Source organism: Pedobacter ginsengisoli, from assembly GCF_030244015.1.
GTDB classification, from domain to species: domain Bacteria; phylum Bacteroidota; class Bacteroidia; order Sphingobacteriales; family Sphingobacteriaceae; genus Pedobacter; species Pedobacter ginsengisoli.
On record NZ_JASSYX010000002.1, the window covers coordinates 145,183 to 168,196 of the forward strand.

General features: G+C 43.9%; 17 protein-coding genes and 1 tRNA gene. 11 read left to right on the forward strand and 7 right to left on the reverse strand.

All coding sequences use genetic code 11. From position 1 onward, the window contains the following. Nucleotides 1-101: 101 nt before the first annotated feature. Nucleotides 102-728: a hypothetical protein gene (locus QEP08_RS07835; RefSeq protein WP_285057109.1), complete on the forward strand. Its 627-nt coding sequence runs from the start codon at nt 102-104 to the stop codon at nt 726-728. 58 nt (nt 729-786) lie between these two features. Here the strand turns inward: QEP08_RS07835 and QEP08_RS07840 are convergent, their stop codons facing one another. From QEP08_RS07840 to QEP08_RS07850, 3 genes are all read right to left on the reverse strand, one after another. After that, nucleotides 787-963, reverse strand: a complete 177-nt coding sequence (locus QEP08_RS07840; RefSeq protein WP_285057110.1) for a spore protein — start codon at nt 961-963, stop codon at nt 787-789. A gap of 26 nt (nt 964-989) precedes the next feature. Beyond that, nucleotides 990-1,063 (reverse strand) — tRNA-Cys (locus tag QEP08_RS07845). Nucleotides 1,064-1,112: 49 nt separating this feature from the next. Beyond that, entirely contained in the window at nt 1,113-1,862 is a 750-nt protein-coding gene (locus tag QEP08_RS07850; protein WP_285057112.1) for a TrmH family RNA methyltransferase, read from the reverse strand. Between QEP08_RS07850 and tamL the strand changes: the two genes are divergently transcribed. Continuing rightward, the gene (gene tamL, locus QEP08_RS07855) at nt 1,853-4,252 is read left to right on the forward strand and encodes a translocation and assembly module lipoprotein TamL (protein ID WP_285057113.1); all 2,400 of its coding nucleotides are present in this window, start codon (nt 1,853-1,855) and stop codon (nt 4,250-4,252) included. The genes QEP08_RS07850 and tamL overlap by 10 nt on opposite strands. Here the strand turns inward: tamL and QEP08_RS07860 are convergent. The 3 genes from QEP08_RS07860 to QEP08_RS07870 are packed head-to-tail and all read right to left on the reverse strand — an operon-like array spanning nt 4,249 to nt 7,594. Then, nucleotides 4,249-4,779, reverse strand: coding sequence for a hypothetical protein (locus tag QEP08_RS07860; RefSeq protein WP_285057115.1), 531 nt, complete (start codon nt 4,777-4,779; stop codon nt 4,249-4,251). The two genes, tamL and QEP08_RS07860, sit on opposite strands and share 4 nt — an antisense overlap. After that, nucleotides 4,776-7,091, reverse strand: a complete 2,316-nt coding sequence (locus tag QEP08_RS07865; RefSeq protein ID WP_285057116.1) for a patatin-like phospholipase family protein — start codon at nt 7,089-7,091, stop codon at nt 4,776-4,778. The genes QEP08_RS07860 and QEP08_RS07865 overlap by 4 nt, the downstream gene beginning before the upstream one ends. A 29-nt stretch (nt 7,092-7,120) precedes the next feature. Continuing rightward, a complete protein-coding gene (locus QEP08_RS07870; protein ID WP_285057117.1) occupies nt 7,121-7,594 on the reverse strand; it encodes a TspO/MBR family protein in 474 nt (157 codons plus the stop codon). 145 nt (nt 7,595-7,739) lie between these two features. Between QEP08_RS07870 and QEP08_RS07875 the strand changes: the two genes are divergently transcribed. The 5 genes from QEP08_RS07875 (at nt 7,740) to QEP08_RS07895 (ending at nt 16,008) form a co-directional block, all read left to right on the forward strand. Then, a complete protein-coding gene (locus QEP08_RS07875) occupies nt 7,740-8,054 on the forward strand; it encodes a hypothetical protein (RefSeq protein ID WP_285057119.1) in 315 nt (104 codons plus the stop codon). Between the two features lie 296 nt (nt 8,055-8,350). After that, nucleotides 8,351-10,735: an ATP-binding protein gene (locus QEP08_RS07880; RefSeq protein WP_285057120.1), complete on the forward strand. Its 2,385-nt coding sequence runs from the start codon at nt 8,351-8,353 to the stop codon at nt 10,733-10,735. A gap of 341 nt (nt 10,736-11,076) precedes the next feature. Beyond that, nucleotides 11,077-14,331, forward strand: coding sequence for a SusC/RagA family TonB-linked outer membrane protein (locus tag QEP08_RS07885; protein ID WP_285057122.1), 3,255 nt, complete (start codon nt 11,077-11,079; stop codon nt 14,329-14,331). Between the two features lie 10 nt (nt 14,332-14,341). Continuing rightward, a complete protein-coding gene (locus QEP08_RS07890) occupies nt 14,342-14,632 on the forward strand; it encodes a helix-turn-helix domain-containing protein (protein ID WP_285057124.1) in 291 nt (96 codons plus the stop codon). 35 nt (nt 14,633-14,667) lie between these two features. Beyond that, nucleotides 14,668-16,008, forward strand: coding sequence for a RagB/SusD family nutrient uptake outer membrane protein (locus tag QEP08_RS07895; RefSeq protein ID WP_285057125.1), 1,341 nt, complete (start codon nt 14,668-14,670; stop codon nt 16,006-16,008). A 41-nt stretch (nt 16,009-16,049) separates the two neighbouring features. Here the strand turns inward: QEP08_RS07895 and QEP08_RS07900 are convergent, their stop codons facing one another. Then, nucleotides 16,050-16,358, reverse strand: coding sequence for a hypothetical protein (locus QEP08_RS07900; protein ID WP_285057127.1), 309 nt, complete (start codon nt 16,356-16,358; stop codon nt 16,050-16,052). A gap of 482 nt (nt 16,359-16,840) precedes the next feature. On the opposite strand from QEP08_RS07900, the gene QEP08_RS07905 reads away from it, so the two are divergent. The 4 genes from QEP08_RS07905 to QEP08_RS07920 all read left to right on the forward strand — a co-directional run bounded on the left by QEP08_RS07905 (nt 16,841) and on the right by QEP08_RS07920 (nt 23,009). Next, a complete protein-coding gene (locus QEP08_RS07905) occupies nt 16,841-17,206 on the forward strand; it encodes a hypothetical protein (RefSeq protein WP_285057128.1) in 366 nt (121 codons plus the stop codon). Between the two features lie 98 nt (nt 17,207-17,304). Then, complete coding sequence (locus tag QEP08_RS07910; RefSeq protein ID WP_285057129.1) at nt 17,305-18,387, forward strand: efflux RND transporter periplasmic adaptor subunit; 1,083 nt, start codon at nt 17,305-17,307, stop codon at nt 18,385-18,387. Between the two features lie 28 nt (nt 18,388-18,415). Further along, nucleotides 18,416-21,583 carry an efflux RND transporter permease subunit gene (locus QEP08_RS07915; RefSeq protein ID WP_285057131.1) on the forward strand — a complete coding sequence of 1,056 codons (3,168 nt, stop codon included), beginning with the start codon at nt 18,416-18,418 and terminating at the stop codon, nt 21,581-21,583. Beyond that, entirely contained in the window at nt 21,576-23,009 is a 1,434-nt protein-coding gene (locus QEP08_RS07920; RefSeq protein WP_285057133.1) for a TolC family protein, read from the forward strand. Before QEP08_RS07915 ends, QEP08_RS07920 begins: the two co-directional genes overlap by 8 nt. The last annotated feature ends 5 nt before the right edge of the window (nt 23,010-23,014 follow it).

Consider the following 23,014-nt stretch of genomic DNA (forward strand, 5'->3'; position numbering starts at 1 on the left):
TCCTGAACCAATTCGAATCCTGATTGTTGTTTTAATGTCCGGTTAAGTTCCGGTATTGATTTTCAACCAGATAGAGAGTTTTTTCAATAACAGACAGGCAGATGAAAAAAAGCACTGAAAATAAACCCGGAGAGGAGTATGTTCCCCCTCAGCAGATTGGCACTGAAATGAATGCTGTGGAGAAAATAGAATTGCCATCGGAAGCCGAGGCCATACATTTTTTTAGGACAGTTAAAATGCGTTTGCTGGATGTGAATCGCTGGGCTGAAGTAGCGGGAGTACCCTTATCGACATTCAGGCTTACCGATTGCCACGGGAATGAGGTTCACCGGAGTGTTGTGGAAGGCGATTATCTAAAAATAGATATTCCCGGTCCCGGGACCAAAACAGGCAGTGGTTATGACTGGGTAGTGGTTGAGCAAATCAGAGAAGAAATACGAGATGGGGCTGAAATACTCACAATGACTGTCCGGCCTGCAGCAAATCCGCTAAATGAAGATGCGCATATCGCACATTTTCTAACCGATCAGGCCACATCTACCTTCCAGGTGAAACGCATTGAAAATACGATATATGCTGAAGAGCATGGCCGAAATGAAACTCCAAACACGGATACAGGACACGTTCTGGATAATGTCCGGAATGCTTTTGTCGGCTGGACCGCTAAGATCGGGTTTTCTTATCCGCAGTGGAAAAGCCTGGTTAATGGTTTAATAAATGAAGAATAAACGAAAAAAGGCACCCTGCTTTAGCAGAGTGCCTTATGTCTTTCCCTCTAAACCAGGTTTAGGCTTTTGCAGTCAATTGAAGTAAAACCGCATTGTTTTTAGCCAACTGATCTTTAGTCGATTGTTGTGATCGGCTACCTAATTCTATATTAGTAGCTAACTTCAAGTTTTTCACATCTTGTTTTGCGAAAGTCTTGTTCCTTCTGTCTTTTCTTTTTAATCTGGTAACTGCCATGTCTTTTTAATTTAAAGTATTAAATCTGGAGGTCGAGAGCGGATTCGAACCGCTGTACGAGGTTTTGCAGACCTCTGCCTAGCCACTCGGCCACTCGACCCTGTTAAAATTCAGGCTGCAAAAATAGCAATTAATACTTACTATGCAATTTATTTCTGTAAATTTCTGCTGATGTCAGCACATAATATTGCAGCGGATACAGCGACATTGAGTGATTCTGCACCGCCTATACGTGGAATGGTCACCGGATGGCTGATCAGATCCATGATTTCAGGGGATATTCCCTGGCCTTCATTGCCAAGAATAACCAACCCTTCCTTACCCCAATCTGTATTATAAATGTGGTTGCCATTTAACACTGCTCCGAAAACCGGAAGTTTGACCGCAGAGAGCAAGGTGCGCAGGTTTTCATAAAATACATTGACCCTGCTCAATGAACCCATGGTGGCCTGAACGGTTTTAGGATTGTACACTTCGACGGTGGAAGGCGAGCAAATGACCTGCCCGAACCCAAACCAGTCGGCAGTGCGGATGATCGTGCCGAGATTGCCCGGGTCCTGAACACCGTCCAGTACCAGTGAAAAGCTGCCAGCAAGTTCAGAAACAGATAAAACAGGATTTTTTGGAGTGTTTACCAATGCTAAAATTCCCTGCGGGGCCTGTAGTGTACTAATCTTATCCAGTTCAGCGTTGTTTACTTCAAATAACTTTATATTTGCAGGCAATTTTGGAAGTAAAGATTGATATTGGGGCAGATAATATATGCTGTGGACCTGGTATGGCGAATGAATAAACTCTGTAATAGATTTTATACCTTCAATAATAAATATCCCATTTTCTTTACGGTACTTTTTTTGATGTAATGATTTTATAAAACTGATCTGAGATTTTGAAAGCATACTATAATTATAAAAGCAATATCCTGTATGGTGCAATATTACTATTTATTCTTGTTTTTGTCGTAGGATGCTCGTCAACAAAGTATATTGAAGACTATCAGTCCATCGTAAAAAGGGTCAAGATAGACAGTGTCGACAAGATTTTCGAAGAGGAGGCTTATAATTATATTCAGAAAGACATTCGCCCTACATCAACAATAGGGGTCAATGTGCTCATTTATAACATCTTTAATACTAAAAACGGACGATATAAGACGAGTGGCATTAAACCACTGGGCACGCCTCCACCGATACTGGACAGTACGCTGGTAGAGATCTCCAGAAATCAGATAGAGCGGTTTTTGAACAGTAAAGGATATTTTAATGCCAGGGTGAAATCAACGATAACCGTGAAAAAGCAGCGAGCCTTAGTATATTTTGAGGCAGAACAGGGCCCGGCTTTTAAAGTCAGTAAGATAGACTATGAAATTCCTGATACAGTAGTAAAAAACATCTATTTGTCCAAAAAATCAGCATTTACACACCTTAAAGAAGGTCTCCGGATCGATGAAGATTCACTAAGTTATGAGCGTGATCAGATTTATCAGCTGATGCGGGAGAACGGTTATTTTGATTTTTCGAGGCCATATGTGAAATACTCCATAGATTCCAACTCCAATGCGAGCATGGCTAAAGTGACCTTGATTATTGACAATCCAGCCGATCAGTCTGCCCATGTTAAGTACAATATAGGCGAAGCAAATGTGATCATTGCACCGGATGCAGATGGTTTTCCGGATACTATAGTTGCCAATAGCCGGGTGTTCAGGGACATCAGGTATACCGACCTGTCGGGGAAATTCAGGAGAAACCCGATCGTAAGGTATAATTTTTTATACTCACCGGATTATTATGACATCAGGAATGAGCAGCTTACCTACGACAGAATGTATGAACTCAATGTCTTTAAGAACGTTAAGATAGACTACAACAAAGCACAGGACAGCTCAAACAAGGTGTTGCCTGTCATTAAACTCATCCCTCAAAAAATCATGAGCAACCGGATAGAGGGCGAAATACCTTTTAACGGCAACACGGTGGGCTTTAATTTGAGCAATACTTATTCAAATAATAACCTGTTCAGAGGGGCGGAGCGTTTTGAATTTCAAGTCAAAGGAGGGCTGCAGTCCCGGATAGGAGATGGTAGTGGCTTGTTCAGCGACATCAATCAGCGCGATTTTTCTTTGAGTGCCAATTTGAGCGTACCCAGGTTAATGATACCTTTTATTACGGCAAGGCCGGGCAGAAGGGGTGGTATGCCGCATACCATTTTTTCTACCAGTTATGTGTATGCACTGAATACAGAGGCATTTAGCAGGCAGGTGTTTCTAAATTCGGTGACTTATGAATTTGTAGAATCAAAGTCTAAATATCATTCCCTTACACCGTTGAATTTTGAGTACAGATTTGGTAGCCTGCTTCTGGATACGACTGTTATAGAAAACAAAAAGCTTGCAGAAGCCAACCGTTATAGCATCAACTTGCTGGACAGGAAAAACATTACACTTGGTATTAAGTATGTTTTTTCAATGAATGCAAACAGGTTACTGGAAAATAACAATTTCATCTACCTCAGGGCGAGCATGGATATGGCAGGAAATATGCTTCAGCTGGCTTCAAAAATCGGCGGTGCCCAGCATGACCCAAAGAACGAAGATTTTGCGACCATATTGGGGCTGCCCTTCAATCAGTACCTGAGACCTGAGGTTGACTTCAGGTGGTATAAAAGTTTGGGCGGCGAACGGCAAATGGTATCGAGGATAAATGCCGGTATAGGTTATGCCTATGGAAATTCAATTGCCCTCCCTTTTGAAAAGCTGTTTTTTGCCGGTGGCTCCAGCGGAGTGCGGGCATGGCAGGCCAGGACCCTTGGACCGGGTAATTACAACAGAGGCGAAAGGATTACAGATACCGCTGCCAGAAAGGCTTTTTATGGGATAGATCAGCTCGGCGACATGCATATTGAAGCCAACCTTGAATACCGGTATAAATTGTTGAACAAATTCTTTGGCGCTAAACTAAAAGGGGCCGTGTTCCTGGATGCCGGAAACGTTTGGAACGCTTCTTCCAACAGGAGCGACTACAGCGAAACTTATTTTGATATCAAAAAGCTGGGTAAACAGATCGCACTGGGAACAGGTTTTGGATTCAGGTATGATGTGCAGTATTTCGTATTCCGTTTTGACGTCGGTATTAAGCTTAAAGATCCACAGTTCCAGGGATCAGACCAGTGGGTCATCTGTAAGTTCCTAAACGGAGGTAAGGACTTTAGAAGAGCCTATGATGCAGCAAATGCACCAGACAGTTACCGTTTTGTACAATACAATTTTGGCATAGGAATGCCTTTTTAAAACAAGTTTTTTAATCCGTCAAATATTGTTTCAAAGAAAGTGGACAGGTTCATTCCGCTGCTGTGGTTGAAATAGATGAAAATCAGCAATATGATCACTGCTACTATGATGAATTTTCTGAACAGGAAGGCCAGCAATATAACAATGACAGGGAAAAGTATGAGCCAGAAGCTATTGATTGCATAAGGGTTTAGTGTACCATCCTTTTTATACACGTAGAGCAACTTACTATGTGTTCCTTTATCATTTTGATGTTTGATGTATACAAAAGCAGAACGCTCCAGTTGGAGGGGCAGTATGGCGACTCCGTCATTAAATTTGACTTCCTGCGTGAAACCGCTTACTGTAAATGTATAGACTCCGTTAATCTTTTCCAGTGGGTTTTCCAGCGAGTCGGTAGCTATAATGGCCAGCTTGCTGTTTTTGAGCAGGCTTTCCTTTACTATAAAATTATTGATCTCTGCAGTTTGGGCGAAGCCCGGAGCGATGCACAGCAAAAGTAAGATCAGCAGGTATATGGTTTTCATTCTATAGATCGTTTATTGTAAATCAGATACCCCAAATGTAATAAAACACCGTTTCTTTTTATGGGATCATCATATATATTATAACTCAGACTAACCGGACCAACAGGGGTATGATATACCAGGCCGGCAGTAGCGGCATATTGCCACGTAGTCAATGCCTTTCGATGTCCGATCCCCTGAAAATCAATCTTTCCAAATTTTTCATAAGGCAGGAACGCATAACCTTCCAATCTCAGATCCAGGTTCCGTTTTATTTTGTACACGTTTTTTATCCCTCCGGCAAGATAACTGGTAGCCCTGAAGTTTTCCAGGAATATGGATTTGCTGTCCTGAAGCGGATAAAACGCAGGGGCCGACAGCAGTGTGGAATAATAGTTGGAAAATAGTGGCTGATTTGAAAAAACACCTTCGAGAAGGTATCCAAGAGCGTATCTGCGGCCTCTCAAAAAATAGTTGTCATCGCTGATTTTGAGATTAAGCCACTCCCGGCTTTTTTTTGTTGTGGGGTTCTTGTCAGCAGCTAATGTGACGTTTTGTTCGTCCCTGATATTTCCCGGAGTATAACTTTCGCGTCCTGTATAGTAATTCAAACTCAGCAAAAAGTTTCTTCCCCGGTTGGGATACTGTTTACGATTGAAAGTGTTTTGTTCAAATGTCAATGTCGAGCGGGAACCGTTGAATACGGTCTTATCCAGTATATCACCAAGGGAAAACCGGCTGCTCGGACTATAACGGTCGAAATTATTGATGAATGCCGAGCTTAGGATAACCCTTGTATTTCTATTAAGAGGGAAACCAATCTTGAGTTCTACTTTTCTGTCTGCCTGTTCAATATAGGTAGGATGTGGGTTTTCTATAAAAATGGAACTTGTATTGTAATAATCAAAGTGATTGTAGGTCAGTTCTGCCGCAAGGAACAACGGTAGCCGGGAAGGATAATCAATCCTGCCATTTAACTGGACCGATTCGTAAAATCTCCCCGAATAAAGATTTGCTCCAAAAGTGTAGGACTTCCTGTTCAGGTAATGGTATTGTGCTCCCAGGAAAACATTGCTGATGGGCCGCGTTGCTATATTACCACCGAAATCTATTTTAAAACTTTTTTGCGGACGTGCGGCGATCTCAAAATTATAGCTGTCTGATGCAGGGTGGTAAACTATTTTTGGATAGACGGTTTCAAAGGTCTCATCGGCTACGAGTTTATAGTAGCCCTGCTTGATGTCGCCCAGATCGAAAACCTTTTTATCATGTCTAAACAACCGTTCTACATATCTTTTTTGATCACTGTTTACTCCGGTTACTGTTACTCCGCTAAACACCAGGCTCGGTTTCTTTTTGTTAAATGCATTTCTCCGGCTCATGATCTCATTAATACTTATCCTTCTGGCTATTCTTTCCTTAATCTGCGGCATTTCAGCTATTGTTGCATCATATCCCTGTTTAATGAGATCTGCTACAGGATTGAAATTGGTGGCGGAGTAGTTTTTTAGATCGGGTTGTATGTAAATCCCGTTTTCTCCAATAAGTGTAGAGTCGGATTTGGAAAGGAACATAAACCTCATAAGCCGGTTCATCAGCCGGTCATCGTCATTTTTGGGATATTCATTGTAATTTTTGGCGCTTACATTTGAGCCGATGATCACATCCGGCTTAAAGTCTTTTTTCATAATATCGGCCGGAAAATTATTATAAAGTCCACCGTCAAAAACATATTTATCGTCCAGTTTGATGGGGCGGTAGATGAGCGGAACAGTCATTGTCGCCCTGACTGCCTCTGCCAGACTTCCCTTTGCTACCGTGATACTGGTTTGGGAAAATACATCTGAGACCATACACCGGTAGGGAACAAAGAGATGATCGAAATTGTCTTTTGCGATCGCAGAAGCTTGTGAAAACAGCTCCATCAGCGCAAAATTTAACGGGATATCATTGATCAGGTTAGACCGGAAGCTCAGCCTTAGATTGGAATCTACGGAAAGCTTGGCGGTAAGCACCGACGGGTTTGTGCTTTTCTTTTGAAAAAAGAAACTGAAATCGCTGTTGTACCTGCCGCTGACCCAATCCTGAAAATCTGTACTCAGTGCTACCATTTCAATCTGGTTGGGCGAGTATCCAGCTGCGTACATGGCACCCACAATGCCTCCCATAGAAGTGCCCGTAATGTAATCTATCGGGATATTGTTCTCTTCAAGTGCTTTTATAATGCCGATGTGTGCCAACCCTTTGGCTCCGCCGCCGCTCAATACCAATCCAACCTTTTGAGCATGCAGGGGCAATGCAAAAAGGGTAAGGGCAAATATCAGCAGTTTCATTATAGGGGTCACATCTTGAGGGTTTATGGTTAGTTTAAGCTAAAGATGCTCGCAGTAAGCAGAGTGGCAAAGCCGACCCATAGTATGTATGGAACAAACAACAGCCCTGCAGTTTTATCAACTTTGTAAAATACCCGGGCATTGATGATGACGATGACCAAAAGCAGCACGATTTCCACAAGTGCGACGCCAATCTGATGTGCATAAAAGAAAATGAAAGACCACATCAGGTTTAAGATCAGCTGCATGAGATAAATGGCAATCGTGCGCGGAAAATGTAAAATCTCTTTTCTTTTCTGCCAGACCAGGTAGGCTGAGATCCCGATGAGGATGTACAGTGTAGTCCATACTGGTGCAAAGATCCAGTCGGGCGGATTGAATGCAGGTTTTGCAAGGGTGGGATACCAGGTTTTGACAGAATGGGCAGTAAAAAAGCCGCCAAGAACTCCGATTGCAAGCGGTATAACGATGTTGATGATAAAGGCTAAGGGATTGAACTTCATGGGCGGACTATAAATCAGGTATGTAAAAATAAACTATATTTAGCTTCTCAGGTTGATTTTTTAATTATTTACCTGTTGGTGTCAATTCCTATTCAGGAATTGATTACTTTTGCTAATATTTGTAGTATTCCGAGATATTAGATAGATGACCGTTACCGTACTCCCGATTATAGAACAAGATGCAAAGCCAGCCGTTCCGCTGGCAAAAGTAATGAATGAAAGGCTTAAACGCCTGGCCGCTGAGCTTGAAAGTATTCATCTCAAGGACCTGAAGTCAGTGGAGCCAATGTTTGAGGATGTGGTGATCTATATGAGCTACAACAGCAAATACAGTGTCCGCTGGAAGATTGTGAACGATGTGCCTGAGCACGTCAGCTCGCTGGTGACAGCGCAATGTGATATGCTGGGGTACATTAAATGGAAAGAGGCTTCTCTGTACAACTTTAATGGCAAATCTTAGGGGTTATTAGTTGCAGGTCTTTCATCCGGAAGATTATTCAAAACTGGAAGGCGCGATAAACAAATAAAAAAAACTTAGTTATGATTTGTATAATTCGAAAAAAGTTATATATTTTTGTATCGAGAGCGTTAATTTAATGGCCAGTCCAGTTATGGTTAGTCATTGGAGGGGTTGAATCTAATTCAACCCCTTTTTTTACATCTTTTCTCGGGGATAATTCTTTATCTTAGCAGTTAATATCCATATGTTTTAATCACTCCCTGTTTGTTAGCAAATTGAACGCTTAATAATTTCTAATGAAGATCAGAACTCTCAGTTATATTCGTTTTTTATTGCTTTTAAGTAACGCCATATTTTATGGCTGTGCCTTCGGCTCTGTTACGGTACCCACAGCAAAACGCGGGCTGCTGGATCTCAGGCAAGAGACTTTTGATGAACAGGTCGCACTTAACGGCGAGTGGGAGTTCTATTGGCAACGGCTTCTTAGACCCAATGATCGGGTTGACAGTCCTGGAGTACTGGTCGAATTCCCCTTTATGTGGCGAAATTATGTATTAAATGGTAAAAGATTGCCTGGATTCGGCTATGCCAGTTATAGACTTACAGTGCTGCTGCCAAAAAAAAGGAAAGAGCTGCGTGTGAGTATGCCCGATGCCTATACTGCGTACAGGCTCTTTGTAAATGGAAAGCAGGTGGCGGCAAACGGGAAAGTGGGTACAACACCCGAACGCTTCATACCCCACTGGCAGTACCAGGCCTTTGACGTTGATAACAACATGGATACGCTTCACCTCATTTTGCAGATAGCGAATTTTGTGCACAATAAAGGCGGAATAAAAAAACCGATTTATATCGGCGAAAAAACCGCGGTCGAACTGGGGAGGCAGCAATCGGTGGCGATCGATCTGATATTGACCGGTTGTTTATTCATGGGCGGTCTTTTCTTTCTTGGACTGTATCTGCTTGGCAACCGGGATAAAGCGATCTTACTATTCTCGCTGTATTCTATCGTTTACTGTTACCGAATCATCGGCATAGACAATTACGTCCTTCACACCATTATGCCCAATCTCGACTGGTTCATTACCGTCCGCCTCGAATACACTAGTTTGTTTCTGGGCATTGGCCTGTTTGGGCTTTACACCCGGTATTTATATCCGGAAGACGTAAGTAAAAAAGTAGTTGAAACCATAAGTCTGATGTGTTTTTCATTTACAGCAGCTTCCATTTTCCTTTCACCTGCTTTCTTCACCCAACTGATCAACCCATTTTTGGTGATCATGCTTTTTTGTATTGTGTATACACCGTATGTGTATTTTAAGGCCTATCAAAAGAAACGGCCCGGAGCAGTATACGCACTTGCCAGCTCGGCGGCAGTAATGTCTGTTTTTACCATTACCCTGCTTCATTACTGGTCTTTCATTCCACAAATGCAGGGGCTTAGTTTTATCGGATACATTGGTTTTTTCTTTTTGCAATCCCTGGTTCTTTCACATAAAGTCTCTTTTGAATTAAAAAAGGCCAGGCAGCAGGCAGAACAGGGACTGAAAGCGAAGAGTGAATTTTTGAGTACCATGAGCCATGAGATCCGTACGCCTCTCAATTCAGTAATTGGCCTGAGCCATCTTCTGCTAAGAAATGATCCACGTGAGGACCAGGTGAAACAATTCGACGTGATGCTTTTTTCTGCAAATCATTTGCTGACAATTGTAAACGATATTTTGGACTACAACAAGATTGAAGCAGGCAAAGTATCATTTGAGCACATAGATATGGATCTGGCCGGCATCGCTGACAATGTAATTGCCGGTCTCAAAGCAGATGCGGAAAATAAACACATTGCGCTGAACCTTGAAATTGATCCCGACCTGCGTGAACATGTGCTGGGCGATCCCACGCGAACTTTTCAAGTGCTGAGCAACCTGGTCCACAATGCAATAAAATTTACCATAAAAGGTTCCGTATCGGTAAGTATCAAAATCATAAGCCGTACGGAAAAATACCTTAACTTAAAGATGGAGGTCAGAGACACAGGTATCGGCATTTCAGCCGAGGATCAGAAAATTATTTTTCAGCGGTTTACCCAGGCGGATTCCTCGACTTCGAGAAGCTTCGGCGGTACTGGCTTGGGACTTGCCATTTGCAAAAGGATTTTAGAACTTCAGGGAGCGACCCTGCATTTGATCAGCAAAGAAGGAGAGGGATCTGTATTTTACTTCAATCAAATTTTTGAAAGAAGCTTAAATGCGGTCAAACAAAACAACCCGGATGTGCTGTTGCCATCCCCTAAAGAAAAGCCACTTCAGGACATAGCTATCCTCCTGGTAGAAGATAATCCAATGAATGTGCTGGTTGCTCAAAACTTTCTGACCGCCTGGGGCGCCGTGGTAGATGTGGCTGTCAATGGACAGGAGGCACTGAACGCTATAGATTTGAACCGGCACAAGCTGGTTTTAATGGACTTGCAAATGCCGCTGATGGATGGATATGAATCTGCAAGAACAATGCGGGCCAATGGGGTCACCATACCGATAATAGCGCTTACGGCCAATCTTCCAGATGAAATAGAGGAAGACGTCAGACAGGCCGGGCTCAACGATGTTGTGACCAAACCCTTTCTCCCGGATGAACTGTTCAAAAAAATAATGCGCTGCCTGTCTGATAATTCTGCTGATGTGTAGGCGGAATGCCTCTCTGCGGCCTTATTGTTACCGATGTGATGCTATTACCAGCTATTCAATAAACCAACACTTGGCCAGCGTTGCGGAGAGGTTGCACAATCCGCCGGACCATCCAACCACCTTGCAACGATGTTGGAAGGATTATGATAAGACTATGAGGATATAGTATCACTAAGGTATCAGGATAGAAGTATGAACTTAGCATACCGGGAACACATTAATTATTCTCATTGCTTTTTTATTTTTTTAATCAGTATCTTCAAAAAATGAAAACCAGGGTTGAAAAATGGTTAAGGGAACAAATAAAAGTATATTCATTCGAAGCGGGAATTAAGTAGATAATGCGGTTGATTGCGGTTTTTATGGTGTCGGCATTGTTGCTGCTGAATGTGTGTGTCTCTGCTCAGAAATTAAATTACACGAAGAAAAAAGTAACGCTTGCATGGCTTTTTAAAGAACTTAAAAAGCAAACCGGATACAGGGTGATCTGGAGCGAGGAAGTAATAGATGCAGACCAGGTTATTGATGCGGATTTCAAAAATGCTGATCCAAAGGAAGTAGTAAGAGAAGTGTTAAATCGGCTGTCCATTGAATATCTCGTTAATGACAAAACTAAATCGATTAGTCTGACGCCAAAGATACCGACTGCTGCAAAGAACACGGGTGAACAGGTTTTGGTCGCCAGGGAATTGCAGGAAGTTGAAATTGTAAGTACAGGATATCAGCAGGTACCAAAAGAACGCGCTACAGGCAGTTTTGCATTGGTAGACAAAAAGCAACTGGACAGACGGGTGAGCAGCGAAACCTTTAGCAAACTGGAGGGAATTACTTCCGGCTTACTTTTTAACAGGAATACCCGCAACAATTATCCCGGAAATTTTGATTTTTCCATTCGCGGCAGGAGTACCATCTATGCCGATGACCAGCCATTGGTCGTTCTCGATAATTTTCCTTTTAACGGTGACTTTAATTCGATCAACCCAAATGATGTTGCCGGCATTACAGTACTCAAAGATGCCGCTGCTGCTTCGATATGGGGCGTGAGGGCCGGAAATGGGGTCATTGTGATAGATACAAAAAGAGGAAAGATGAGGCAGCCTTTAAGCATATCTTTTAATACAAACCTGACTGTTTCGGCGAAGCCTGATCTTTTTTATAATCCAAATTACATCACTTCATCAGATTTTATTGACGTAGAAACTTTTCTGTTCGACAATGGGAAGTACGATGCCGCATTGACTGACGTAACAAGGTATCCGGTAGTGTCTCCTGTCGTGCAGATCCTGGATAGGCAGCGTAAAGGACAGTCTGCAGCTGAGACCAGCAGGCAGTTGAATGCCCTTCGTGGCAACGACATTAGGAACGACGAGCTAAAGTATTTTTACCGCAATCAGATTGCCCAGCAATATGCGCTGTCGCTGAGTGGCGGTTCAGCTAAGCGCAGTCACTTCTTTTCTGCCGGTTATGACAGGAGATTAGCCAGCCTGGTCGCAAACAACAACGACAGACTTACGCTGAACAGTCAAAATACTTTTAAGCCATTAAGGAACCTGGAAATTGAGGCGGGGATGTATTATATCAGGTCGAATTCCAAGGTGGACAGCACTTTGAACAGCGCTTCTGCCACTCAATTTCTGCCTTATAGGAGGTTTAAAGATATGGACGGCCAGCCTGCTGTTTTTGACAGGGACTTTAGTGCTGCTTATAAACAGGATGCTTTGGACAGAGGGTTTATGGACTGGTCATACAGGCCGCTGGATGAACTAGGTAGGTCTCCGTTTAAGATTGGAAAGAACGACCTGAGGATAAATACTGCGTTGCGGTATACGTTTATTGAAGGGTTAAGTGCAGCATTGAAATATCAGTACCAGCAGGTTGACCAAAAAACTGCCAGATATGCTGGTATTGATGATTATCAGACGAGGAACATGATCAATCAATACTCTATTTTGAGTGCAGGCAAGGTGTCCGGCTACAATCTTCCCGTCGGAGGAATTTTGTATACTGCTGATGGAAGGGGTGTTTCGAACAACTTGAGATTGCAACTGGGCTATCAAAAAGATTGGCGCCGGCATTCGGTCTCTGCAATTGCTGGTTATGAAATATCCTCATTTAAATCTGATCTGGACAGAATGTTTAAGTATGGATATGACAGGTCTGAAGGAAACCCATCTGTAGTGGATACTAACACCATCTTTGACTTGAATCCCTCGGGTACAGGCCGTATCTTTGAAAATTTTGAAGAGTTGGGAAAGGTGGATAGAATCCGTTCATCATTTGCCAATGCTGCTTATACTCTTGATGGCAAATATACGGTATCAGGCAGCGCTCGTGTAGATGGATCAAATTATTTTGGATTGAAAACCAATCAGAAGTATGTGCCTTTATGGTCGGCTGGTGGACTTTGGCACCTGGGCAAAGAGAAGTTTTACCATCTGGATTGGCTCCCGGTATTAAAGCTTCGTGCTTCATACGGCTATAATGGGAACCTTGATAAGAGTGCCACTGGAGTGACCACTTTCGGTCATTCAGGGTTGGATAAGGTTACCGGGTTGCCGTATGCAGTTATCGGGAAGATTGGTAACCCCGAACTGAGATGGGAAAAGATAGGAATTGCCAATTTCGGTTTGGACTTTGAACTTAGGAACCAGTTGTTTACCGGACGGCTGGAGTATTATTTTAAGAATGGTTCTGATATACTGGGCGATAAAGCCTTTCCATCCAATGCCGGGATCTCTGTGTTGCGGGGCAACTATGCGAAAATGAAGGCCAGGGGCGTTGACGTAGTGCTAACTGCGCAGAATTTTCGGGGTAAGCTGGGATGGAAGACCAGTTTGTTATTTTCCGCGGTGCGCGACTGGGTGAGTTCTTACGATTTGATTGAACCAGGTGTGACTTATTACCTTGGTTCTGCCAGTGTCAGGCCGGTAAAAAACAGGCCAGTTAATAGTGTTTATAGCTTTCAATGGGCTGGGTTAGATCCGATGACCGGGGATCCTCAAGGTTATCTGGAGGGGGAAATTAGCAAAGATTATCATGAAATCACTAACAGAGCGACGATAGATGAATTACAGTACCATGGCTCTGCAAGACCTACTGTCTTTGGCGGACTGAGCAATACTTTCACTTTTTTAAGGTTCAGTTTGGGTGTTAACATCAGTTATAAACTGGGATACTATTTCAGAAAGTCCTCCATAAAGTATTACCAGATGTATAACGGTCCCGGCGGTTCAATGAACGCTGATTTTTCGGGCCGCTGGATGAAATCCGGTGACGAGGCTTTTACCAGTGTACCTTCGATGGCTGAATATGGTGCTGATTCCTTTAGAGACGGTTTTTATAGCAATACCTCAGCTACAGTGGCCAGGGGTGATCACATCCGCTTGCAGGATGTCAGTTTCGGTTTTGACCTTGACCGTAACAATTGGCGCGAAATTCCTGTGAGGCACATCAGGCTCTATCTTTATGCCAACAATCTGGGAATAATTTGGAAAGCAAACGATTTTGGGCTGGATCCGGACTTTGTTCCTCTTAGTGACAGGTTTCTGAGCCCGGAGCCCAGAAGCATCGCTTTTGGGCTGAAGGTGGATTTTTAATTCCAAATTATTGGATAAAAATCCAGAAATTAGGCATAACTGCCTAATTATTATTACTGCTCCTATCGCACCTTTGAATATGGTTTTGCAATCGAATGATTCAGATGAGCTAAGGAATTTCGGCAATAATCTTCGCAGGATAAGGAAAGAAAAAGATTTGTCAATGGAGGCGCTTGCTAATCTGGCAGAAATTGAACTTTCACAGATCTTTAGAATTGAAACCGGGAAGATTAATCCAAAACTGACCACCATTCTGACTATTGCGAGGGCACTTGGCATCAATCCTAAAGAATTATTTTAGTGTATAACAGGCATTTGTTTCTTCTTATAATTGTATTGAGTTCACTGGTAGTCTGCCAGTCCTGTAATGACAGCTGGCTCGATGCGAAACCAGATAAATCAATGGTGGTACCGGAAACGATTATGGATTATCAGGCACTGTTGGACAATAGTACCCAGACATTTAATGTGTCACAACCATCAGGCCTTGGTGAAATATCAGCTGGCGATTTTTACATCAGCTTTGCTTCCTGGAGCTCCCTTTTTACGAAGCAGGAAAAGTCTGCTTATGTTTGGGCTCCTACTGAGCGGTTTTATGAGGGGGAGCTAAGTTCGGGTTGGGAGCAGGGATATAAAAGAATTTTAACGGCCAATCTGATTTTAGAAGGGATTGAAAAAATAAAGCCTTCACCAGCGGAGCGTCAGGTCTGGAACAATGTAAAAGGAAGTGCTCTGTTTTTTCGTTCCTTTGATTTTTTCAATCTTTCTCAGGAATATTGTAAACCGTATACTTCCGCTTCCGCTCATACCGATCTGGGTTTGCCGCTACGAACCGAATCTAATGTAAACAGCCAGGTGAGACGTTCATCAGTTCAACAAACATATGACCAGATTATTAAGGATCTAAAACAAGCAAGCCAATTACTCGGTAAAACACCCTTGTCTAAAACCAGACCATCGAAACAAGCTGTATTCGCATTACTTGCCCGAACCTATCTGAGCATGGAAAATTATGATCAGGCAGGAGTTTACGCCGACTCTGCTTTGCAGATTCAGAATGAGCTGATAGACTATACAACACTTAATACCAATGCAGCTTATCCCATAGGACGATTCAATACGGAAACCATCTTTCACAGTTCATTTAGTTATGGCATTTTTAATGCTTCCAGGCTGATTGTGGATCCGGCTTTGATTTCAATGTACGCTGGCGATGACCTGCGGCGGGTAATATTTTTCAAACTGGTTCCCAATGGAGGGATGACTTTTAAAGGGAATTATAGCGGCGATAAAAATTTGTTTGGCGGACTGGCCACGGATGAACTATACCTGATCAGGGCAGAATGCAAGGTGAGAGCGGGTAATCTCAGTGCTGCGCTTTCAGACCTGAACAAACTTTTGCGAAGTCGCTGGAAAGGAAAGTATCAGGACATTGTGCTGCAGGATCAAGAGGCTGTGTTGTCCATTATCCTCAAAGAAAGGAGAAAGGAACTGGTCTTCAGAGGGCTCAGATGGGGAGACCTGAGGCGCCTGAACAGAGACAGCAGGTTTGCGGTGACTTTAACAAGAACACTAGACGGCCAGGTCTACCAATTGTTGCCCCGAGACAAAAGATATGTCTTACCTATTCCTGAGCAAGAAGTTACACTCGGTGGGATAGTGCAAAACGAGCGTTAGGTATAGCAGAGGAGACTAAAATAAGTGCCCTCTGCTATTTGTTACTCAAAATGACCGGCTATTACGGAATTTGATTTGAAAATGACACCAGTTAAGGGCAGGAAGTCCCCTTCGCCAGGCGCCGGATTTGATCCTATATCCCATTGAGCAGAGCACAAGCTGCCTCCACCTTCACACCTGTCATCAGAAAAATATTGATAACCCTGTGGATCATTCGCACTTGGGTAACTGGATATATCTGTTTTATAATACCTAAAAACCATGTTCTTTTTTCGGGTTGTATACGCACTGATACCAAACACCAGCAATCCAATGAGCGTCCCCAATACTGTTTTTTTAATGTTGTTCATAATGTAAATTTTAGATTAACATATATTGCCTGATTTTCTTTATACAGGTTCCGGGCCTTTTTCCTGTAACAGGGAGGATTATATTTTTAAGATGAATACTTTAATTGATGTATCGCTGATAATTGACCTGACGATCAGGGACAATTGAACCCAGCTTTTGATTGACATGATTTGCATAACTTTAATTGAATTCCCAGTTCAAATGTGCAGCATCTTTTTATTAGTATTTGTGAAAATGTGTTAAATAATTGAGATATAGCACGATGAGGTTTTCTTTTTTATTGCTAAGACAAAAATTGAACAAATAGCTTAAGAATTAATTTGTTTCGATATCGTTTTTGTGCTTCTGACCTACTCATAAATAGACTAAGGAAGTGAGCCACAGTGGAAATGTGCCGGTCAATTGTTGACAAAATTATGACGGTTAAAAAATGTTAAGCGTACGATAACTTTCATGGCTAATATTATTTTTGCGCTCGAATATGAGAGTTGCCATTGTATTTTTCTTATCTCTGTGTCTCTTTGTGTTAAAAGGACATGGTGATGTTTATGGCAGCACCCCGCGTCTTGAAAAATTGCAGCATATCAAACCTGAACATGCTGGTCCTGGTCTCAAGCTTTCTAAAAATAATGGCCTGACTGAAAAAAAGGAAGACCTAATCGGTATTGAAGATGATGAAGATCTAGCATCTTCCAGGAAATATATGCCTCCGGTCATCTGCTTCATTATCCTAGCCTCCATTTCACTTTATTGCTACAGCTTTCTTAAAAGCAGCTTGCCCTTTTGCTGGCATTTATCTTACACTTCCTCTTATAAATATATCCTGCAAAGGGTGTTAAGGATATGATCCTCAGTAAAGACAGTTTGTTCTAAACTGTTTCCATCTTTTACTGCCGGAATCGCTGGTTCCGGATTACTGAATCGTTAAAAACCATTTTTAATATTATGAAGAGAATTGTAATGCTCGCGAGCTTGTGTGCGGTATTGTGCCACAGCAGTTGTACATCCCAAAAAGAAGAAAAAGAAGAAGCAGGTAGCTTTACAGTGACGAGTCCCATGGTCATGGATACCTCGGTCACTAAAGAGTACGTTTCCCAGATCAGATCGGTACGGAATATCGAGGTCAGGGCCCTGGAAAAAGGATTTCTCCAGAATATTTATGTAGACGAAGGCCAGCCGGTCAAAGCAGGTCAGCTGCTTTTCCGCATCGTGCCGAAAATGTATGAAGCGGAAATGCAAAAATCGGCTGCAGAAGTCAGGGCCTCAGAAATCGAACTGCAGAACACCAAATTACTGGCAGACAAAAACGTAGTTTCCAAAAATGAACTGGCTATGGCCAATGCGAAACTCGATCAGGCCAAAGCTGAACTGTCGCTGGCAAAATTTCATCTTTCTGCAACGGAGATCCGGGCCCCGTTTGACGGGACCATCGACCGCATCCCGAAAAAACTGGGCAGTCTGATCGATGAAGGAGAACTGCTGACCAGCCTGTCGGATAATGGGCAGATGTTTGCCTATTTCAACGTATCGGAACCAGAATACCTGGATTACAAAACCAATGTAAGCGGTCGCGGAAGTAACAAAGTAAGCCTCCTTTTGGCCAACAACCAATTGTTCCGGTCGAAGGGCGATGTAGAAACCATAGAAAGCGAATTTGACAGTGAAACAGGCAATATTGCCTTCAGGGCAAAGTTTCCCAACCCCGATCAGCTGCTGAAAAACGGAGAAACCGGCAAAGTAAGGATGTCTGTACCACTTAAAAGTGCAATGATCATTCCTCAAAAAGCTACCTATGAGATCCAGGACAAGATATATGCCTTTGTGGTCGGGAAAGATCATGCCGTGCATTCCCGGGAGCTCACGATTGGCAGCAAGATTCCCGATCTCTATATCGTTTCTTCAGGAATCTCCAAAAACGATAAAATCCTGCTCGAGGGTGTACAAAAAGTAAAAGACGATGACAAGATCGAATACAAATTTGTAGCACCAAAAGAGGTCGTTTCCCAGCTGCAGCTGAAGGCAGAATAAGTGTTACCATTCTTAAAGCAGAAAATCAATGTTTAATAAATTTATACACAGGCCTGTCCTGTCTATCGTAATCTCCCTGATCATCACTTTCCTGGGGCTGCTGGCCATCATGCAGTTGCCGGTAACCCAATTTCCGTCCATTTCTCCTCCCAAAGTAAACATCACGGCAGAATACCCGGGAGCAAACGGGGAGTTGATGACCAAATCGGTCCTCATTCCACTGGAGAGGGCAATAAATGGAGTCCCTGGAATGAAATATATGGCATCCGACGCCGGCAACGATGGTGAAGCTACGATCCAGGTCATCTTCAACCTGGGTACCGACCCCAATCAGGCTTCAGTCAATATCCAGAACCGTGTGGCCTCGGTAGTCAATAAACTACCACCACTGGTCGTACGGGAAGGCGTCAAGATCACCAGGGAAGAATCGAATATGCTGATGTACATCAACTTATTCAGTAAAGATCCCAAAATGGATCAAAAATTCCTCTTCAATTTTGCCGACATCAACGTTTTGTCGGAGCTCAAAAGGGTCGATGGAGTTGGTGTGGCTGACATTCTGGGAAACAGGGAATATGCCATGCGGATCTGGTTAAAACCAGACAGGATGCTGGCCTACAAAATCTCCGCAGAGGAAATCCTGGAATCACTGAACCAGCAAAGTCTGGAAGCCTCGCCGGGCAAAACAGGTGAAAGCTCCGGAAAGCGCTCTCAGGCATTTGAATACGTGCTGAAATATCCCGGCCGTTTCACCACCAAAGAGGGTTATGAGAACATCGTCGTAAAATCCAGTCCAAATGGGGAAATCCTCCGGCTGAAAGACGTTGCCGATGTAGAATTCGGGAGTTCCATGTACGATCTGTACTCCAATCTGAACGGCAAAGCATCCGCGGCGATTACCGTTAAGCAATCCTATGGAAGCAACGCCAGTCAGGTAATCAAGGACATTAAGAAAAAAATGGAAGAGATCAAGAAAAGTTCTTTTCCTAAAGGAATGGATTATGAAATCAGCTACGACGTTTCTAAATTCCTGGATGCATCTATTGAAAAAGTAATCCATACACTCGTAGAGGCCTTTATACTTGTTGGATTGGTGGTATTCATCTTTCTGGGAGACTGGCGTTCCACCTTGATCCCGGCCATTGCTGTACCTGTCTCATTGATCGGAACGTTCATGTTTATGCAGTATTTTGGGATCACGCTCAACCTGATTACCCTGTTCGCACTCGTGCTTGCAATCGGAATTGTGGTGGACAATGCCATTGTCGTCATTGAGGCTGTACACGCAAAGATGGAAGAAAAAAACCTGTCCCCGCTGGCGGCAACAGAAGAGGCCATGCACGAAATCAGCGGCGCTATTATCGCCATTACCTTTGTTATGGCTGCCGTCTTTATCCCTGTAGCCTTTATGTCCGGACCCGTCGGTATTTTCTACCGGCAGTTTTCCATCACTATGGCGACGTCCATTGTCCTTTCAGGAATCGTAGCATTGACACTGACCCCTGCGCTATGTGCCATGATGCTCAAGAACAACCATGGAAAAGCCAAAAAGAAAACCTGGCTCAACAGTTTGCTCGACGGTTTCAACAACTGGTTCAATAACCTGACAGGCAGATACCAGAACCTGTTGAAACTCATTGTCAACAGAAGGTCTGTCACTTTCATTATGCTCATTGCATTCTGTGCCGGCATTGGATTACTGAACAGTACACTGCCCTCAGGCTTTATTCCCAATGAAGACCAGGGAATGTTTTATGCAGTTATCCAAACTCCACCAGGCTCATCGCTCGAAAGGACCAACCAGGTTGCTGAAAAGCTGCAAAAGATCGCGGAAGGCGTTGAAGGCGTACAATCAGTCTCCTCGCTGGCAGGTTATGAAGTACTTACAGAAGGAACAGGAGCAAACACGGGAACCTGTCTGATCAACCTCAAAAGTTGGGAAGACCGGAAACACTCCGTGCAGGAAGTCATCACCGAACTAGAAGAGAAGTCCAAAGACATTACAGGTGCGACCATAGAATTCTTTCAGCCACCTGCTGTTCCGGGCTATGGGGCAGCGGGAGGATTCGAACTGCGTCTGTTGGACAAAGCCGGTTCCGGCGACTACAAGAAAATGGAAACTGTCAGCAGGGATTTTGTCAAAGAATTGAGCAAACGTCCTGAGCTGTCATCGGTATTTACATTCTACAGTGCCAGTTTCCCACAATACATGCTGCGGATCGACAACGACATCGCCCAGCAAAAAGGCGTCACTATAGAAAATGCAATGAACACCCTGTCCACGCTGGTCGGCAGCAATTACGAAACCAGCTTCATCAAGTTTGACCGCCAATACAAAGTGATGGTCCAGGCATCACCGCAATACCGGGCCTTACCTGAAGACATCCTTAAACTATACGTGAAGAACAACCGCGATGAAATGGTTCCGTTTTCGGCATTTATGAGAATCGAAAAAGTATACGGCCTTTCAGAAATCACCAGGCACAATATGTACAATGCCGCAGAGATCAGCGGGTCTGCAGCACCAGGCCATAGCAGTGGCTCGGCCATACAGACTGTTGCCGAAGTGGCGAAAAAAACATTGCCGCGTGGTTTTGGTATTGATTGGGCAGGTATCTCTGCAGACGAAGTTGCACGTGGAAACCAGGCCATTTATATCTTTTTGATCTGTCTGGGCTTTGTGTACCTGATCCTTGCAGCACAGTACGAAAGTTTTCTGCTGCCATTCCCGGTGATTCTGTCGCTGCCCGCCGGTATATTCGGCGCATTCCTGCTGCTGAAGCTATGCGGACTTGAAAACAACATCTACGCTCAGGTCGCTATGGTGATGCTCATTGGTCTGCTGGGCAAAAATGCCGTGCTGATCGTAGAGTTTGCCGTTCAGCGGCACCGTGCAGGAGACACCGTGCTTCAGGCGGCCATAGAAGGCTCCACAGTGCGGTTCAGACCTATCCTCATGACTTCCTTTGCCTTTATCGCAGGTCTGATACCGCTGGTATTCGCATCGGGGCCCGGAGCGACCGGTAACCGTACCATTGGTTCCGCCGCCGCCGGTGGCATGCTCATCGGGACGATATTTGGTGTGGTCATCATTCCGGGGCTCTATTACATATTCGCGAGGATAGCAGAGAAAAAAATCCTCGTCAAAGACGAAGAAGAAAATCCATTAACAGAAGAAATCGATCACAATGTATAAAATCAAGTCAATTCTATACCTCATCCCGCTGGGCATTTGCCTGGCGGCAGCCGGTTGCAAGATACCGCAGATCGTGCCGGCAAACGAAAACAAGACGATGCCCGGATCTTATGGCTTTAACACAGACACTGCCAACAGTGCAACCGGTGACTGGCACAGTTTCTTTACAGATAAAAACCTGGTCAGCCTGATCGATACCGCATTAAAGAACAATCAGGAACTGAAAATCACACTGCAGGAACTCGAAATTGCGAAGAACGAAGTCCAGGTAAAAAAAGGAGCCTTGCTGCCGGCAGTGGGTGTAAAAGCCGGCGCCGGACTGGAGAAAGTAGGGCGGTATACCAGTCAGGGCGCAGGTGATGCCTCCACAGAAATCGCGCCCGGCAAAGAAACCCCGGATCCACTGGGAGATTTCAACATAGGCGCTTATGCCAAGTGGGAAGTCGACATCTGGAAAAAACTGCGTACCGCAAAAAAAGCAGCATTGACGCGGTACCTCTCCACTATAGAAGGCAAGAATTTTCTGCTGACAAACCTGATTGCGGAAGTCGCCAATTCCTATTATGAACTTCTGGCACTCGACAACCAGCTGGCGGTCGTCAAGGAAAATATCGGCCTGCAAAAAAGTGCAATGGACATTGTCAAAATTCAGAAAGAAGCTGCCAGGACGACAGAGCTGGCTGTACAAAAGTTTCAGGCAGAGCTGTACAAATCGCAAAGCCTTGAGTTTGAGATCCTGCAAAAAATAAAGGAAACAGAGAACAGGATCAACCTGCTCCTGGGCCGCTATCCACAGGAAATAACCAGGGACGAAGCCGGCTTCCTGAATCAGAACCCCACAGTCGTTCATACAGGGATCCCCTCACAATTGCTGGCCAGCCGTCCGGATGTTAAACAGGCAGAACTCGAGCTTGCAGCTGCAAAGCTGGATGTAAAAGCAGCCCGGGCAGAATTTTATCCATCATTTGACATTTCTGCAGGTTTAGGATTTCAGGCATTCAAACCCTCGTACCTGTTTAGGACACCCGAATCATTACTCTATTCACTGGCGGGAGACCTTGCATCGCCGCTGATCAACAGAAATGCTATCAAAGCAGAATTCAAAAGTGCCAGCGCGCGGCAGCTGCAGGCCATGTACAACTATGAACGTACCATTCTCAACGCCTATCTTGAGGTGTCCACCAGCCTTTCCAGCATCAGCAACCTGGAAAAGAACTATGATCTCAAAACCAGGCAGGTCGACGCACTCAATAAGTCCATCGAAGCTTCAAATGACCTTTTCAGGTCCGCAAGAGCAGATTACTTTGAGGTATTAATGACACAACGTGATGCACTTGAAGCCAAACTGGAACTCATAGAAACCAAAAAAGATCAGCTCAGTGCCGTTACCCTTATTTACAGAAATGTAGGCGGCGGCTGGAAGTAGCAATG

Bases quoted from the DNA above. Each gene is read 5' to 3' on its own strand.
- QEP08_RS07835 (WP_285057109.1), top strand. From the start codon at position 102: ATGAAAAAAAGCACTGAAAATAAACCCGGAGAGGAGTATGTTCCCCCT.
- QEP08_RS07840 (WP_285057110.1), bottom strand. From the start codon at position 963: ATGGCAGTTACCAGATTAAAAAGAAAAGACAGAAGGAACAAGACTTTC.
- QEP08_RS07850 (WP_285057112.1), bottom strand. From the start codon at position 1,862: ATGCTTTCAAAATCTCAGATCAGTTTTATAAAATCATTACATCAAAAA.
- QEP08_RS07860 (WP_285057115.1), bottom strand. From the start codon at position 4,779: ATGAAAACCATATACCTGCTGATCTTACTTTTGCTGTGCATCGCTCCG.
- QEP08_RS07865 (WP_285057116.1), bottom strand. From the start codon at position 7,091: ATGAAACTGCTGATATTTGCCCTTACCCTTTTTGCATTGCCCCTGCAT.
- QEP08_RS07870 (WP_285057117.1), bottom strand. From the start codon at position 7,594: ATGAAGTTCAATCCCTTAGCCTTTATCATCAACATCGTTATACCGCTT.
- QEP08_RS07875 (WP_285057119.1), top strand. From the start codon at position 7,740: ATGACCGTTACCGTACTCCCGATTATAGAACAAGATGCAAAGCCAGCC.
- QEP08_RS07880 (WP_285057120.1), top strand. From the start codon at position 8,351: ATGAAGATCAGAACTCTCAGTTATATTCGTTTTTTATTGCTTTTAAGT.
- QEP08_RS07885 (WP_285057122.1), top strand. From the start codon at position 11,077: ATGCGGTTGATTGCGGTTTTTATGGTGTCGGCATTGTTGCTGCTGAAT.
- QEP08_RS07900 (WP_285057127.1), bottom strand. From the start codon at position 16,358: ATGAACAACATTAAAAAAACAGTATTGGGGACGCTCATTGGATTGCTG.
- QEP08_RS07905 (WP_285057128.1), top strand. From the start codon at position 16,841: ATGAGAGTTGCCATTGTATTTTTCTTATCTCTGTGTCTCTTTGTGTTA.
- QEP08_RS07910 (WP_285057129.1), top strand. From the start codon at position 17,305: ATGAAGAGAATTGTAATGCTCGCGAGCTTGTGTGCGGTATTGTGCCAC.
- QEP08_RS07915 (WP_285057131.1), top strand. From the start codon at position 18,416: ATGTTTAATAAATTTATACACAGGCCTGTCCTGTCTATCGTAATCTCC.
- QEP08_RS07920 (WP_285057133.1), top strand. From the start codon at position 21,576: ATGTATAAAATCAAGTCAATTCTATACCTCATCCCGCTGGGCATTTGC.